At 35.1% G+C, this 16,336-nt stretch carries 13 protein-coding genes and 1 tRNA gene; all 14 read right to left on the bottom strand.

Annotated elements, in window-relative coordinates; all coding sequences use genetic code 11:
* Positions 1 to 98: 98 nt before the first annotated feature.
* Positions 99 to 2,180 (bottom strand): elongation factor G, encoded by a 2,082-nt coding sequence (gene fusA, locus Q385_RS0100525; protein ID WP_028949798.1) that lies wholly within the window; start codon positions 2,178 to 2,180, stop codon positions 99 to 101.
* Positions 2,181 to 2,227: 47 nt separating this feature from the next.
* Complete coding sequence (gene rpsG, locus Q385_RS0100520) at positions 2,228 to 2,707, bottom strand: 30S ribosomal protein S7 (RefSeq protein ID WP_028949797.1); 480 nt, start codon at positions 2,705 to 2,707, stop codon at positions 2,228 to 2,230.
* 19 nt (positions 2,708 to 2,726) lie between these two features.
* Entirely contained in the window at positions 2,727 to 3,131 is a 405-nt protein-coding gene (gene rpsL / locus Q385_RS0100515; protein WP_028949796.1) for a 30S ribosomal protein S12, read from the bottom strand.
* Positions 3,132 to 3,237: 106 nt separating this feature from the next.
* Positions 3,238 to 7,980 carry a DNA-directed RNA polymerase subunit beta' gene (gene rpoC / locus Q385_RS0100510; RefSeq protein WP_028949795.1) on the bottom strand — a complete coding sequence of 1,581 codons (4,743 nt, stop codon included), beginning with the start codon at positions 7,978 to 7,980 and terminating at the stop codon, positions 3,238 to 3,240.
* Positions 7,981 to 7,995: 15 nt separating this feature from the next.
* Positions 7,996 to 12,453 carry a DNA-directed RNA polymerase subunit beta gene (gene rpoB / locus Q385_RS0100505; RefSeq protein WP_028949794.1) on the bottom strand — a complete coding sequence of 1,486 codons (4,458 nt, stop codon included), beginning with the start codon at positions 12,451 to 12,453 and terminating at the stop codon, positions 7,996 to 7,998.
* A gap of 114 nt (positions 12,454 to 12,567) precedes the next feature.
* Entirely contained in the window at positions 12,568 to 12,951 is a 384-nt protein-coding gene (gene rplL, locus Q385_RS0100500) for a 50S ribosomal protein L7/L12 (protein WP_028949793.1), read from the bottom strand.
* Positions 12,952 to 12,980: 29 nt separating this feature from the next.
* Positions 12,981 to 13,523: a 50S ribosomal protein L10 gene (gene rplJ, locus Q385_RS0100495; protein ID WP_028949792.1), complete on the bottom strand. Its 543-nt coding sequence runs from the start codon at positions 13,521 to 13,523 to the stop codon at positions 12,981 to 12,983.
* A gap of 11 nt (positions 13,524 to 13,534) precedes the next feature.
* Positions 13,535 to 14,263, bottom strand: a complete 729-nt coding sequence (gene rplA / locus Q385_RS0100490) for a 50S ribosomal protein L1 (RefSeq protein WP_028949791.1) — start codon at positions 14,261 to 14,263, stop codon at positions 13,535 to 13,537.
* A gap of 5 nt (positions 14,264 to 14,268) precedes the next feature.
* On the bottom strand, positions 14,269 to 14,706 hold the full coding sequence (gene rplK / locus Q385_RS0100485; RefSeq protein WP_028949790.1) for a 50S ribosomal protein L11: 438 nt from the start codon (positions 14,704 to 14,706) through the stop codon (positions 14,269 to 14,271).
* A gap of 60 nt (positions 14,707 to 14,766) precedes the next feature.
* Positions 14,767 to 15,549 (bottom strand): transcription termination/antitermination protein NusG, encoded by a 783-nt coding sequence (gene nusG, locus Q385_RS0100480; protein ID WP_028949789.1) that lies wholly within the window; start codon positions 15,547 to 15,549, stop codon positions 14,767 to 14,769.
* Positions 15,550 to 15,556: 7 nt separating this feature from the next.
* Entirely contained in the window at positions 15,557 to 15,742 is a 186-nt protein-coding gene (gene secE / locus Q385_RS0100475; protein WP_028949788.1) for a preprotein translocase subunit SecE, read from the bottom strand.
* 13 nt (positions 15,743 to 15,755) lie between these two features.
* Positions 15,756 to 15,828 (bottom strand) — tRNA-Trp (locus Q385_RS0100470).
* Positions 15,829 to 15,840: 12 nt separating this feature from the next.
* Complete coding sequence (gene rpmG / locus Q385_RS0100465) at positions 15,841 to 15,990, bottom strand: 50S ribosomal protein L33 (RefSeq protein ID WP_012674056.1); 150 nt, start codon at positions 15,988 to 15,990, stop codon at positions 15,841 to 15,843.
* Positions 15,991 to 16,004: 14 nt separating this feature from the next.
* Positions 16,005 to 16,336, bottom strand: a 332-nt coding sequence (locus Q385_RS08735; protein ID WP_037919286.1) for an EF-Tu C-terminal domain-related protein, incomplete at its 5' end; no start/stop codon positions are given.

Here is a 16,336-nt window from a genome sequence, read left to right as displayed (position 1 = left end):
GTTGTTTTACCGTGGTCTACGTGCCCTATTGTTCCTACGTTTAGGTGCTCTTTCCCTCTTACAAATTTCTCTTTCGCCATCTATCTTTACCTCCTATTTTAATCGTGAGATTTATTTCTTTGACCTGCAACTTGTTCAGCTATATGTCTTGGAACTTCTTCATATCTTTCAAACGTCATAACAAATGTAGCTCTACCTTGTGTTAGAGATCTTAAATCTGTAGCGTATCCAAACATCTCTGCCAAAGGAACTTCTGCTTTTATAGTTTGAGTGTTTCCTTTCTTTTCCATTCCAAGTATTCTTCCTCTTCTTCTGTTAAGGTCTCCCATTACATCACCCATATAATCTTCTGGAGTATCAACCTCAACGTGCATTATTGGCTCTAAGAGAACTGGATCAGCTTTTTTCATAGCTTCTCTAAATGCCATAGAACCTGCTATTTTAAAAGCTATTTCAGAAGAGTCAACTTCGTGGAATGAACCATCAAAAAGAGTTGCCTTAACATTTATAACAGGATAACCTGCAACAACACCTTGATTCATAGCCTCTTTTATTCCTTCATCTACTGCAGGAATAAACTCTTTTGGTATAACTCCACCAACAATTTTGTCCACAAATTCATACTCTTTTTCTGGATTTGGTTCTATATCAATCCGTACGTGACCATACTGACCTCTACCACCAGACTGTCTTATAAATTTACCTTCAGCTGTTGCTTTTTTCCTAATGGTTTCCTTGTATGCAACCTGTGGTTTACCTACATTAACTTCCAGTTTATGCTCTCTTTTCATTCTATCTATTATAATTTCAAGGTGTAACTCACCCATTCCGTGAATTAACGTTTGGTTTGTTTCTGGGTCAACAGAAACTTTAAAAGTCGGGTCTTCTTTCATAAACTTATTTAAAACTTGAGAGAGTTTTTCTTGGTCTGACTTAGTTTTTGGCTCTATAGCCATAGCAATAACAGGTTCAGGGAATTCCATTTTTTCAAGGATAATTGGATTTTTTTCATCAGAAAGTGTGTCTCCAGTAGTTGCATCAATACCAACAGCGGCTGCAATGTCTCCTGCGTATACTTCAGTAATTTCTTCTCTCTGGTTTGCGTGCATTCTAAGTATTCTACCAACTCTTTCTTTTTTACCTTTATTTGAGATTAAGACTGTTTGTCCAGCTTTTACAACACCAGAGTATACTCTAAAGTATGTAACCTGTCCTGCGTATGGGTCTGCCATAACTTTGAATGCCAACGCACAGAAAGGTTCTTCATCTAAAGGTTTTCTTTCTGCCTCTTCTCCCGTATTTGGATTCGTACCTTTTATAGGAGGTAAATCTAAAGGTGAAGGTAAAAAGTCTATTACAGCGTCTAATAATGGTTGAATTCCTTTATTCTTGAAAGCTGTTCCACAAAGCATTGGAACAAGTTTTCTCTCTATAGTAGCTTTTCTTAAAGCTGTCTTAAGTTCTTCTTCAGAAATACTTTCGCCAGCAAAGTATTTCTCCATTAAGGTTTCATCAGTTTCAACTATAGCTTCTATCATTTTATCTCGCCATTCTTGAGCTAAATCTACTAAATCGGAAGGTATATCTTTCTCTGAGAATTTAGCTCCAAGTTCGTCTCCATCCCAAACAATAGCTTTCATTTTAAATAAATCTACAACACCGATAAAACTGTCTTCAGCTCCAATAGGAATTTGTATAGGAACAGGATTTGTTCCTAACTTTTTCTTCATATCTTCATAAACGCCAAAAAAGTTTGCTCCAACTCTGTCCATTTTGTTTACGAACGCTATTCTTGGCTTTTGGAACCTATCTGCCCATCTCCAGTTTGCCTCAGACTGAGGTTGGACGCCTTCAACAGACGAGAAAACAAATACAATACCGTCAAGAGCTTTCATAGATCTGACAACTTCAACACCAAAGTCAACGTGCCCCGGTGTATCAATTATGTTCAATTGATATCCTTTCCAGTAAGCTGCCGTTGTCGCTGCTGTAATTGTAATTCCTCTTTCTTTTTCTTGCTCCATCCAGTCCATAGTGGCAGCGCCTTCATGAACTTCACCAATTTTATAAGTTTTTCCTGTATAAAATAGTATTCTTTCTGTGGTTGTAGTTTTACCTGCGTCTATGTGTGCTACAATTCCGATATTTCTTAATTTTTCAATCGGTACTTGCCTTGGCATTTTTATTTTTCCTCCGAAATTTCTAATTTAGTTTTCAATTTTAATTATCACCATTTATAATGTGAAAATGCTTTGTTTGCTTCAGCCATTCTATGGGTATCTTCTTTTTTCTTAACTGCATTTCCTTTATTATTGTAAGCATCAAATAATTCATTAGATAGTTTTTCCAACATTGTGTAGTTTCCTCTTCCACTTCTACTTCTTGCAGCCTCTACAAGCCATCTTAGAGCAAGAGAGATTTGTCTTCTAGGTGGCACTTCCATTGGAACTTGATAAGTAGCTCCACCAACTCTTCTTGGTCTTACTTCTAAAATCGGTTTTATATTTTCAATTGCTTTGTATAAAGCTTCTAATGGTTGCTCTCCTGTTTTTTCTGCCAATATTTTCATTGCACCGTAAACTATCTTCTCTGCAACTGATTTTTTACCATCAACCATAACCTTATTAATGAGCTTATGTACCAAAACATCCCTGTAAATCGGATCGGGCATTATTTCTCTTGGTTTTACAGATCCTTTTCTTGGCATTCTTACCTCTCCTTTTTAATTACTTTTTCTTTCCAGCAGCTGCAGCTTGACCTGGTTTAGGTCTTTTAGCACCGTATTTAGAACGAGATTGTTTTCTATCTTTAACACCAGCAGCATCAAGAGCACCACGCACTATTTTATATCTTACTCCAGGTAGGTCCTTAACCCTTCCACCCCTGACTAAAACGATAGAGTGTTCTTGGAGGTTGTGTCCTATTCCTGGAATATAACATGTAACTTCTATCCCGTTAGACAATCTAACCCTTGCAACTTTCCTTAAAGCAGAGTTTGGCTTCTTAGGAGTGGTTGTATAAACACGAACACAGACGCCCCTTTTCTGGGGGTTACCTTGTAATGCGGGAGCTTTTGACTTTTTCTTTACGACCTCTCTACCTTTTCTAACTAATTGGTTTATAGTTGGCACTGCTATCCTCCTAAAATATAAACAAAATTTTTCCATTTTAAAATTAGAAAAAATTATTATAAAAGAAAAAGTAAAAAAAATCAAGGGAGCATTTAGCTCCCTTTTATTAATTCTCTTCTATTATAGATTCTCTCTCTTCTAAAGCTGCTTCTACCTCAGCATACTCCTCTATTCCTGTTCCGGCAGGTATTAAACCACCTATAATTACGTTCTCTTTTAATCCTTTTAATGGATCTACTTTTCCTTCTACAGCAGCGTCTGCTAAAACTCTTGTTGTTTCTTGGAAAGATGCTGCAGATATCCAACTTCTTGTTGTCAATGATGCTTTAGTTATACCAACTAAAACTGGTTCTGCTTTTGGAGGTCTTCCTCCTTCTTCTATAACTTTTCTAATTTCCTCTTCTAAATCATCTTTATCAACTATTTCGTTTAATAAAAATCTACCGTCCCCAGGGTCTACAATCTTAACTTTCTTAAGTATTTGTCTAATTATTACTTCAAAGTGTTTATCGTTTATCTCTACACCTTGGAGCCTGTAAACTATCTGTGCTTCTTTTACAAGGAATGCAGCTAATTCTTCCACACCCATTACTCTTAAAATATCGTGAGGATTTGGAGAACCATCTGTCAAAGAATCTCCTGCTTTTACAACAGCATTATCTTTAACTATTATAAACTTACCTTTTGGTACTTTATAATCTTTCTGTTGTCCTGTCTCTTTGTTAAATACAACAATACGGGATCCTTCACTTTTTAATCTTACCATTCCGTCAAATTCAGCTTTTATAGAACCATCGTCTACCAAACTCTGTCCAGTCTTTACCAAACTACCATTTTTTACAATAACAAATGTATTTTCTGGTATTTTGTAAGTTTGTATTTTCTGTTCTTTTGGATTTATTATCGTGATTTCTTTAGCATCTTCATATATTCTTACTATACCATCTATTTCTGAGATAATAGCTTTATTCTTAGGTTCTCTTGCTTCAAGCAACTCTTCAACTCTTGGTAAACCACCAACTATATCTCTAACTTTCGCTTTCTCTTTTGGTATTTTAGCAATAACATCACCTTCATTTACTCTAAAGCCTTTCTTGACTTGTATATACTTATGGAACACATCTGTTTTTTCAACTTCTGAACATGAGAAACATTTATCCCAAACTTCTTCAAGGTTTTCTTTCGGTATTAAAAGTATTGTATTAACAGGCAAGTCGTATACATACTCTTTACCTTCATCATCTTTAACTATCATTCTTGGAGTGTGAAGTTGAGCATCTTTTGGTCTTAAGAATGTTATTACATAACTTGTTTTTCCTGTAATGTTGTCTCTTTCTTCTTTAAGAGTTACATCAAGAATAACGTCTCTAAATTCTACTTCTCCACCTTTTTCAATTACTATTGGATCACTGAATGGTTCCCATTCTGCAAGTACTTTTTCAGGGTTCACATTTTGTCCATCTTCTACGTATAAGACAGCACCGTAAGGAGCTGGGAATCTCTCTAAAGTTTTTCCTTCTTCATTAACAATTTTTATAGAGCCTTCTCTGTTAATGATAAGCTTTCTTCCTTTTCTATCTACAACGTATTTAACGTTTTGAAGTTTTACAATTCCTGATTCTGTTGCTATATGTTGAGTTTGTACTGCTTTTGCTGTAGCAGCACCACCTATGTGGAATGTTCTCATAGTAAGCTGTGTTCCGGGTTCACCTATTGACTGAGCTGCTATTATACCAACAGCTTCACCTACATCAACTAATTTTTTCTGAGATAAATCTCTTCCATAGCATTTTGCACAAACCCCGTGTTCCATTTCACAGGTTAAAGCAGATCTTATCTTAACTTTTTCTATTCCTGCCTTTTCAAACTTATTAGCAATTTCTTCTGTTATCTCTTCTCCAGCAGGAAGTATAAGTTCTCCTGTATAAGGGTCAAAAACATCCTCTGCTGAATATCTTCCTATAATTCTATCTTTAAATGGTACTATAATTTCTCCACTTTCTATTATTGATCCTACAGTAATTCCTTTTAGAGTACCACAGTCTTCCGCTGTTATAATTACATCCTGAGCTACGTCTGCAAGTCTTCTTGTTAAATAACCTGCTACAGCTGTTTTTAATGCTGTATCTGCCAATCCTTTTCTTGCACCGTATGTAGATATGAAGTACTCTACTACAGATAGTCCTTCTCTGAAGTTTGACATAATAGGTGTTTCTATAAATTCTCCAGAGTGTTTTGCCATAAGTCCACGCATTCCTGCAAGCTGTCTTATCTGGTCTCTACTACCTCTTGCACCTGATGAAGCCATCATATAAACTGGATTAAAGTAACCGGGATATTTTTTAGCATTTTCTACTCTTTCTGTTTTCTCTATCTCTTCAAACATCTTAGAAGCAACTTCGTTTGTTGCGTTAGACCATATATCTATAACTTTGTTGTGTCTTTCACCTTTTGTTATAATTCCGTCTACATACTGATTCCATACGACTTCGGCTTCTTTTATAGCTCTGCTTAATATTTTTTCTTTTTCTTTTGGAACAACGAGGTCAGAGACAGCTATAGATACTCCTGCTTTTGTTGCAAACTTAAATCCTGTTTCTTTAATTTTATCTAACGTTTGAGCGGCTATTTCGTTTCCGTATTTTTCATATATGTCAGATATAATCTTAGATATTTTTTTCTTGTCTAAAACTTCATTTACAAATTTGTATCCTTTTGGAAGTATCTCGTTAAATATTAATCTTCCAACAGTTGTCTCTACAATCTTACCTTCTTTTCTTACTTTTATTTTAGCAAGTAAATCTACTTTACCAAGTTCGTAAGCAGATTTAGCTTCCTCTTCACTTGCAAATACTTTTCCTTCTCCGATTGCTCCGGGTAGTTCCTGAGTCATGTAGTGGATACCAAGAATTATATCCTGAGAAGGCATTGTAACTGGTTTTCCGTGTGCAGGAGATAGAATATTCTGAGTTGATAGCATTAGTATGTAGGATTCTAGTTGAGCCTCTACAGAGAGAGGTACGTGGACAGCCATTTGGTCTCCGTCAAAGTCTGCGTTGAACGGAGGACAGACTAATGGATGAAGTTTTATAGCTTTTCCTTCTACAAGTTTTGGCTCAAACGCTTGAACTGACATTCTGTGAAGTGTTGGAGCACGGTTTAAAAGTACAGGATGTTGTTTTACAACTTCTTCTAAACATTCGTAAACTTCAGGCGCCTTTTCTTCAACAAGTCTTTTAGCACTTTTTATAGAAGTTGCGTATCCTTTTTCTTCAAGTCTTCTGTATATAAATGGTTTAAATAGTTCAAGAGCCATCTGTTTTGGAAGACCACACTCATGCATTTGAAGCTCTGGTCCTACAACGATAACAGAACGTCCAGAGTAGTCAACCCTTTTACCTAAAAGGTTCTGTCTGAATCTACCCTGTTTTCCTCTTAAGGAGTCAGAAAGAGATTTAAGAGGCCTGTTATTCTGAGTTACAATTCTTCCTCTTCTACCATTGTCTATAAGGGCATCAACAGCCTCTTGAAGCATTCTTTTTTCGTTTCTAACAATTATTTCTGGAGCGTCAAGGTCTATAAGCCTTTTTAATCTATTGTTTCTGTTTATAACTCTTCTATATAAATCATTAAGGTCTGATGTTGCAAATCTTCCTCCATCTAAAGGTAAAAGAGGTCTTAAATCTGGTGGAATGACAGGAAGAACATCTAAAATCATCCATTCAGGTTTATTGCCAGAATGTAAAAATCCTTCTGCCAATCTTAACCTTCTGATAAGTTTTTTTAATCTTGCATCGCTTCCTTCTTTAAGGATAACGTTTCTTACTGCTTCTTTTATAGTCTCAAATATAGGTATCTCTTTTACTTTTTCTCTGTATGCTTTGTAGAGTTTTTCTAAGGCTTCAGCTCCTGTTAATGCAACCACAGATTCGTTGAGTTGATTTTTTTCTATATTGATTATCTGTCCAAATTTCAATTCAGTATTTCCAGGTTCTATAACTACATAGTATCCTTGGGCAATTACAGCATCTATCTCTCTTTCTGTAGGTTCTACATCACCAAACCTTAAACCTACTTCTTGGAACTTTCTTGCTATTTCAGCAATTGCTTTATTGTAAATCCTTGGATAGTTAAGTTTAAATTCAAGATTTAAATCATCAAACGTTCCTGCATATCCGTGTAATTCTTTCTTTAACTTTCTAACAAGAACTTCCATATCTATACGCGAGAGAATATCTTTTACTTTTTCAGCTCCCATACCGTACTCATACTTTTCAGTATTTGAGTACTCGTACTCTTTCTGCCTTAACTCTTCTTCACTTATTACAGAGAGTTTAACAAATTTTGTAAGTCCACCTTCTAATATTGGTAGAGTTTTAGGGTCTTTTTCAAAAGTTTCTTCTTCTTCCTCGGTAGGATGTTCTATAAGTAAATATGATTCAAAGTAAACAACTCTCTCAATATCTCTTGATGTAAGGTCTAGGAGACTACCTATTTTTGAAGGGGTTGATTTTAAGTACCATATATGAACAACAGGAGAGGCCAATTCTATATGTCCAAATCTTTCCCTTCTTACGTCAGACCTTGTTACTTCAACACCGCATCTATCACAGATCGTTCCTTCATATTTTTTCTTTTTATACTTACCACATAAACATTCATAATCTTTTATTGGACCAAATATTCTTGCATCAAAAAGTCCGTCTTTTTCCGGCTTTAACGTTCTATAGTTAAGAGTTTCGGGTTTTTTTACTTCACCATGAGACCAAGATCTAATCACTTCCGGAGAAGCGAGTAATAATCTTATTGCATCAAATCTTTGAAAATTTTTCCTTTCTTTAGCTTCCAAGGTAGCTCCTCCTAACTATGCTGTAGGTTTCTTTTCTTCCGATGTATCACAAGACTGGACTTGATCGTCTGTGATACACTCAACGTTTAGACCCAACGCTTTCAACTCTCTAACCAATACCTTAAACGACTCTGGAACTCCAATATCATAGTAATGCTTTCCTTTTATGATTGCTTCATAAACTCTTTTTCTTCCTTCAATATCGTCAGATTTAACTGTAAGCATTTCTCTTAAGGTATAAGCTGCACCGTGAGCTTCCAACGCCCAAACTTCCATTTCACCAAATCTTTGTCCACCAAACTGAGCTCTACCACCAAGTGGCTGTTGAGTAATTAATGAATAAGGACCAGTAGAACGAGCGTGTATCTTATCATCAACCATATGAACAAGTTTTAACATGTACATGTATCCAACAGTTACTTCTAAATCAAAAGGCTCTCCAGTTCTACCATCAACAAGTTTAACTTTTCCTGTGTCTCTGAGACCAGCAGCTGTTAACAATCTTTTAATATCATCTTCAGTAGCACTCTCAAATATAGCTGTTTCAACAGGAATACCTATCTTCTTTAAGTCTTTTACTAAAGATTTCAACGACTCATCATCTAGTTCCCTTAAAGCTTTTTCAAGTTCCTTTGTATCTTCTTTTCTCTTTTTTGTAAGAATTTTGTTCTCGGTTTGATTAACTATGGAATAATACTCAACTATCTTCTCTATAATCTTATTTCTATCGTATATATTTTCAATCTCTTTTCCTAACTTTTCGCCAAGTTTTTTAACTGCAAGTCCAAGGTGTGTTTCTAAAATCTGTCCTACGTTCATACGAGAAGGAACACCAAGTGGGTTTAAAACTATATCTACCGGGGTTCCATCTTCTAAGAAGGGCATATCTTCAACAGGTAAGACAACGGATATTACACCTTTATTACCGTGTCTACCAGCCATCTTATCACCAACTTGGATTTTCCTCTTCTGTGCAATATAAACTTTTACAAGCTCGATTACTCCCGGCTTTAAGTCAGCTCCTTCCTCTAAAGTTTCTTTCCTTCTTTGATATATCTTTTCCCAGAGTTCTATCTGGCTCTTTGCTTTATCAGATATATCTTTCGCAAGACCTGCTGTCTTTTTATTTTTTATAAAGTTAGAAGGATTTATAGCGATTATTTTAATTACTTTGTCTATGTTTTCCTCTGTTAACTCTTCTCCTTCTGTTAATATAACTTCCGTACCAACTTTAATATCCCTCGAGACTTTTGTTCTAAGTAGAAGAGATCTCAAATTCTCATCTCTTCTTTCTAATATAAACTTTTTCTTTTCTTCAAGTTCAGCGTTTAACTTCTCTATCTCTTGTTTTATAAGAGTATCAAAATATTTCTCTCTTTTTTCCTTTTTATCTTTTCTTTTCTTAGCAAAAATTTGGACATCAACGACAACACCCTCAATACCGATAGGGACTCTCAAAGATGTATCTTTAACATCACTTGCTTTTTCTCCAAAGATAGCAAGTAGTAGTTTTTCTTCAGGAGTAGGTGTAGACTCTCCCTTAGGAGTCACTTTTCCTACAAGAATATCGCCAGGTTTAACGTAAGTTCCTACTTTCACAATACCATGTTCATCTAAGTTTGCAAGTAATCTTTCTTTTACGTTCGGTATATTTCTTGTAATTTCTTCTGGACCGAGTTTTGTTTCTCTTGCTTCAACTTCAAACTCTTCTATATGTATAGAAGTAAAGACATCATCTTTAACTAATCTTTCAGAAATAACGATTGCATCTTCAAAGTTATAACCTCTCCACGGCATAAAGGCTACTAAAACATTTTTACCAAGGGCAAGTTCACCTTTATAAGTAGAAGTTCCATCTGCAATAACTGCCCCTTTTTCTACTCTATCACCTACTCTTACTAAAGGTCTTTGGTTTATACACGTAGCTTGGTTAGACCCTTTAAACTTTTTGAGTTCATATATATCCATTCCTATATCAAGTGGATCGTAAGGGTCTATTTCATTTTCGTTTACCTTTATAGTTATTGAGTTTCCATCAACTTTTGCAACTTCCCCACCTCTTTTAGCAACAACAGCTGAACCACTATCTTTTGCTATTACAACTTCCATTCCTGTACCAACTAATGGATACTCTGTTTTAATAAGAGGTACAGCTTGCCTTTGCATGTTAGAACCCATAAGAGCCCTGTTCGCATCGTCATGTTCCAAGAATGGAATTAGTGATGCAGATGGAGATACTACTTGTTTTGGAGATATATCCATGTAATGAACTTCTTTAGGATCAACAAGTCTTATATCTCCGTATGCTCTAGCAAGAACTCTATCAGAAGTAAATCTACCTTTTTCATCTATTTCTGCGTTAGCTTGAGCTATAACGTATTTTTCCTCATCGTAAGCTGTTAAGTATTCAATCTCGTTTGTTACTACTCCATCAACAACCTTTCTGTAAGGTGTTATTAAAAATCCAAACTCATTTAGTCTTGAGTAAACTGTCATAGAAGAAACTAATCCAATATTTTGACCTTCTGGAGTTTCAATAGGACAAACTCTACCGTAATGGGATGGGTGAACGTCCCTTATTTCAAACTTAGCACTATCTCTTGTTAAACCACCTGGTCCTAATGCAGATAGTCTTCTTTTATGGGTTAGTTCAGATAGAGGGTTAGTTTGATCCATAAATTGAGAAAGTTGACCACCTTTTAGAAACTCTACAACCGTTCCTACTAAATATCTCGGGTTAATTAACTCACTTGGCTTTAGCTGAGGGTCTTCTATATCTACAGTAGCCACTCTATCTTTAAATGCTTTTTGCATTCTTGCAATACCAGCTCTAGCTTGAACCTCAAGCAACTCCCCAACAGGTCTAACTCTTCTGTTTCCTAAATGAGCAATATCATCTAAAGTTTTCTTTCCATACCTTAATTCAAGTAAGTACTTAACTATGGCGATAATATCTGCCATTTGAAGAGTTCTTGCTTCTTCATCTAAGTACTCTTTAACTTTTATCTCTTTAAAGGAGTGTTTTTTCAACTCTTCAACTAGCTGTTTATCTATCTTTGTTCCTGCAGGGTATACATTATCTCCTATTTTTACATCTTCGTCTAACATAAGAGGAGGAAACTTTTCAAAGAAATCTTCTAAATCTAAAGGTTTAATAGTTTTTGGTACATTATGGACTTTGGCGTTTATCTTAACTCTTCCAACCCTTGAGAGGTCGTATTTTTGGTAATCTTCAAAGGTATTTTCAAAAAGCTCTCTTGCTCTTTTCATAAATGCCTTAGGATCAAGAACTGCAGTATCTGTAGGTCTCATTTTTTTGTATATTTCGACTAAAGCAGCATCCCTAAAAGAGAACATAGCATTTATTTTAGGTTCATCTTTTTTTAGTGTTTCGACTAATATTCTTTGATAAGGAGATTTATTACATACTTGAGGTTCAACAGCCACAATCTCTTCTATCTTATATCTATCGTCGTTTATGTAAGAAGCTAAATTTTCGGCAGAAACATGCTTTTCGTATCTTATTGAAACGGGTTGACCTTTATCTGAAACTTCTTCTGTAACATAGGTTATAAATATATCTTTATTTGATAATTCTTCTAGTGAGACTGGTAATCCTGTATTTTCTTCAACCAATTCTCCATTTACAACTTTATATCTTTCAACTTTGCCGTAAAATGTTTTTAGTATTTTGTAAGCTGTATCGCATCCAAATGCTCTAACTAAAGTAGTACCTAATATTTTTCTTCTGTCTATCTTTGCATAAAAAATTTCAGCATTGGTAGCATACTGAACTTCTACTCTAGAACCTTTTTCTGGTATTATACTACCTTCGTATATTATTCTTGTTATAATATCTTTTGTTTTATCCTCTTTTGCTGAGAAAAATATACCAGAAGATCTAATCAACTGAGAAACTATTACCCTTTCACTACCATTTATCATAAAGTAAGCGTAATCTGTAAGGAGAGGCAGCTCACCAAAATAAAGTTTTTGTTTTCTTATTGTTTTTGGAACAACTTCTCCTGTTTTTGGGTCTATATGATTTATAACTAACTCAAGTAAAACTCTTAAAGGAGCACTATATGTTAAACCTTTATATTTACATTCATCTACACTTAGTTTTTCTTTGTATATTAAAGGACTTCCACAGTGGGGACAATCAACTTCTGGACCTCCTAACACTTCTTCCGGAAGAGATTTTCCACACTTACCACATTCCCAATCTCCAATTTCATAACCTACGTATCTAACTTCAAGCTGACCATTTGGGTCAACAAATGGGAATGAAGTCCTAAACAGATTTTCTATTCCTTTATTTGGGTCTCTTTTGAGAGGATTAACATGGAATTGTGTAAAATTTTCAAAAGATTCTCTAACTACAGAAAGTAAATCAGGAGGTGATATAATTTCTTTTCTTTTAGATAAGCTTTTACGAAAAGGGTTTGACTTTAGATTTTTTATTACTCTCATCCTTACACCACCTTATTTAGTTTTAAAATAAAGAAAGGTAGACTACCACCTGAAGGGATAGCCTACCTTAAACTGCTTTAAAAGTTGAATTAATATTAAGTAATTTCAACTTTATTATTTAACTTCTACAGTAGCTCCAGCTTCTTCTAATTTTTTCTTAATTTGTTCTGCTTCTTCTTTAGAAATTCCTTCTTTAACTGGTTTTGGAGCTCCGTCTACTAAGTCTTTAGCTTCTTTTAAACCAAGACCAGTGATTTCTCTAACAACTTTTATAACGTTAATTTTATTAGCTCCAGGATTTGCTAAGATAACATCAAATTCAGTTTTTTCCTCAGCAGCTGGAGCAGCAGCACCACCTGCAGCAGCTGGAGCAGCAGCAACCATAGCAGCAGCAGAAACACCAAACTCTTCTTCTAAATCTTTAACAAGTTGTGCCAACTCTAAAACTGTCATAGACTTGATAGCTTCTTTAATCTCTTCTCTTGTGATTGTTGCCATAGTATTAAAACCTCCTATCTAAAAATTTTTTAAGATTGTTTTTCTTTCTCTTTTCTAATTGCATCTAAAACTAAAACTGTCTTTTGTGGTAAAGCATTAAGTACACGTACAAAGTTAGTAATAGGTGCTTGAAGAACAGCCAATAGCTGAGCCACAAGTACTTCTTTACTTGGTAGTGAAGCAAGGTATTCAATTTTTTGTGGATCTGCATAAACACCTTCAACCAAGCCACCTTTTACTTTAGCTTCTTCCTTTCCTTTTAAAAACTCTTTTAAGAGTTTTGCAGGAGCAACAGCATCTTCGTAACCAAATATTACAGCAGTTTGTTCTTTGAAGATATCTATTTTATCATAAAGTTGGGTGCCATTGCAAGCCCTATAAAGGAGAGTATTTTTAATTACTTTCATTTCGGCACCGCTTTTTCTTAACTGTTTTCTAAAATCGGTTATGGAGTTTGCATCTATACCCTTAAAATCTAACAGGATCACTACAGGAGATCTCTCTATCTTCTCTTTAATCTCTTGGACTATTTCTGCTTTCTTTTGAATAGATTTTCTTTCTAATGTTGCCATTTTACCTCTCCTTATGCAGCCTTAGTTTCTAAAGACTTTTGTAATGCTGCCAAATCAAGCTTTACTGATGGACTCATAGTTGTTTTGATAACAGCATTTTTCAAGTATTGCCCTTTTGCCCCTGACGGTTTTGCTTTTATTAACGCATCTAAGACTGCTAAAATATTCTCTTTTAATTTTTGATCATCAAAAGATATTTTTCCAACAGGTACATGGACATTTCCTGTTTTATCTACCTTAAACTCCACTCTACCTTTCTTAGCTTCTGTTACCGCTCTCTTCACGTCAGTAGTAACAGTTCCGACTTTAGGGTTAGGCATTAATCCTCTTGGACCTAGTATCTTACCCAACTTTGCCATTTTTGGCATCATATCAGGAGTTGCTATTACTACATCAAAGTCTATCCAGTTTTCGTTAGCTATCTTGTTTATAAGATCTTCTCCACCAACGTAATCTGATCCAGCTTCTTCAGCTTCCTTCAACTTTTCTCCTTGAGCAATTACTAACACTTTTAACTCTTTACCAAGTCCATGGGGTAAAACTACAGAACCTCTTACCATTTGGTCTGCATACTTTGGATCTACCCCTAACCTTGCTATAAATTCTACAGTTTCATCAAACTTTCTTTGAAGAGTTTTTGAAACTTCTTTCAACTTACTAATAGATTCGTTTAAATCATAAGCCTTTTCTCTGTCTACAAGCTTTAAAGCTTCTAAGTATTTTTTTCCTCTTTTCGCCATGGTTACTACCCCTTGTATCCTTCTATTTCAATTCCCATACTACGAGCTGTTCCTGCGATAGTTCTCATAGCCATTTCTATATCTTCTGTATTAAGGTCTTTAAGCTTCATCTGAGCAATCTCTTTAAGCTGTGCAACAGTAATTTTACCAACCTTATTTTTCTTTGGGTCTCCGGAACCAGTTTTTATACCTGCTGCTTCTTTTAAAAGATAAGATGCTGGTGGAGTTTTGAGGATAAAGGTAAAAGACCTATCAGAGTAAATAGTAATTACTACCGGAATTATAGTACCGGGTTTCATATTTGCCGTTGCGGCATTGAAACTCTTTACGAACTCCATAATGTTTACGCCGTGTTGTCCTAATGCAGGTCCAACAGGCGGAGATGGAGCTGCTTGTTGAGCTGGAATCATTAGCTCAACAGTTGCTGTAACTTTCTTTGCCATTTTTACTTACACCTCCTTGAATTCTTACCTGTCAAAAAATTACCAGATTGAACCGACAGGCTAAATTTTCTCCACTTGGGAGAATTCAAGTTCAACCGGTGTTGCTCTTCCAAATATAGTTATTAAAGCTATTAATTTCTCTTTATCTGGGAATACTTCATCAACAGTACCTGTAAAGTTCATAAAAGGACCTTCTATAACTCTTATCATATCTCCTTTTGTAAAGAGTAATTTTTTAACTTTTGGAGTTCCTTTTTGTATCTGTGATAATACTTTCATAACATCTTTTTCATCTAATGGTACTGGAACTCCACCTGCACTTACAAAACCTATCAAATAAGGAGTTTTCTTTACTAAATCTATCAAATCATCTGTTAATTTTGCTTTTATGAGTATGTATCCAGGAAATATTTTATTTTCTAAAACTATTCTTGCTTCAGTTCTATTTTCTTTACAACTTATCTTTTGTCCAGGTTTAAAAATTGGGCTGTGAGCTACACAATCTTCGTCCCCTTCTACACTCTCTAATACTCTTACTGTTCCATCTTCTATCAAAAACTTTGTAATTCCTTTTTTGCCCTCAACAGGAATTTCCCTGTTTTGCCCTTTCAAAGATAATCTATATTTTTCTTTTCCTTGAGCTTTAATTACTACTTTTTCTTCCGCTGGTACTATTACTTCGTCTACTAAATAGTCTAAACCGTTAAGCTGTAAATTTTTCAAAAAGTTTTCTTTAGCTTTTATTTCTAAATTTGATTGAGTATATAAAGCATACCATTTTTTTTCTTCTTGTGCTTCTTGATTTTCTAAATTATCTTGATGTGTTAAGTTTTCTTCAGACATCCACTCTCTACCTCTCTAATATGAAGGTAATTATTTTTGCAAATAGTAAATCTAACCCCCAAAGATAAACAGCAATAATTAATGTAAATATTAAAACCGTAGCCGTTGCCGTTTTTACAAGATCCGTAGAAGGCCAAGTGACTTTTTTTAGCTCTTCATAAACTTCCTTTATAAACTGTATATACTTTTTCATTTTGTCTCCAAAGCGGGGCAGGAAGGACTCGAACCCTCAACCTGCGGATTTGGAGTCCGCTGCTCTACCAATTGAGCTACTACCCCGCATAAACTATACTACTTTATCTCTCTGTGTAAAGTATGTTTTTTACAGAATTTACAGTACTTCTTTAACTCTAATCTGTCAGGATGTTTTCTTTTATTTTTAGTAGTAGTGTAGTTTTTTCTTTTACACTCTGTACAAGCAAGAGTTATTATTTCTCTCATACTTCTTCCTCACATTAATCTAAGATTTTAGTAACAACACCAGCACCTACTGTTCTTCCACCTTCTCTGATTGCAAATCTCATCTGCTCTTCCATAGCTACTGGTACCATTAACTCTACTTCTAACTCTACGTTGTCCCCTGGCATTACCATCTCTTGTCCCTCTGGTAATGCAACTACTGTCCCTGTTATGTCCGCTGTCCTTATGTAAAACTGTGGCCTGTATCCTAAAAAGAATGGTGTGTGCCTTCCGCCTTCTTCTTTGCTTAATACGTATACTTGTGCTTTGAATTTCTTGTGTGGTGTTATTGTTCCTGGTTTAGCTAATACTTGCCCTCTCTCTACTT

Source organism: Sulfurihydrogenibium subterraneum DSM 15120 (assembly GCF_000619805.1).
Lineage (GTDB): Bacteria > Aquificota > Aquificia > Aquificales > Hydrogenothermaceae > Sulfurihydrogenibium > Sulfurihydrogenibium subterraneum.
Note: the sequence above shows the minus strand (reverse complement) of the source record. Positions and strands in the feature narration are given on the sequence as shown.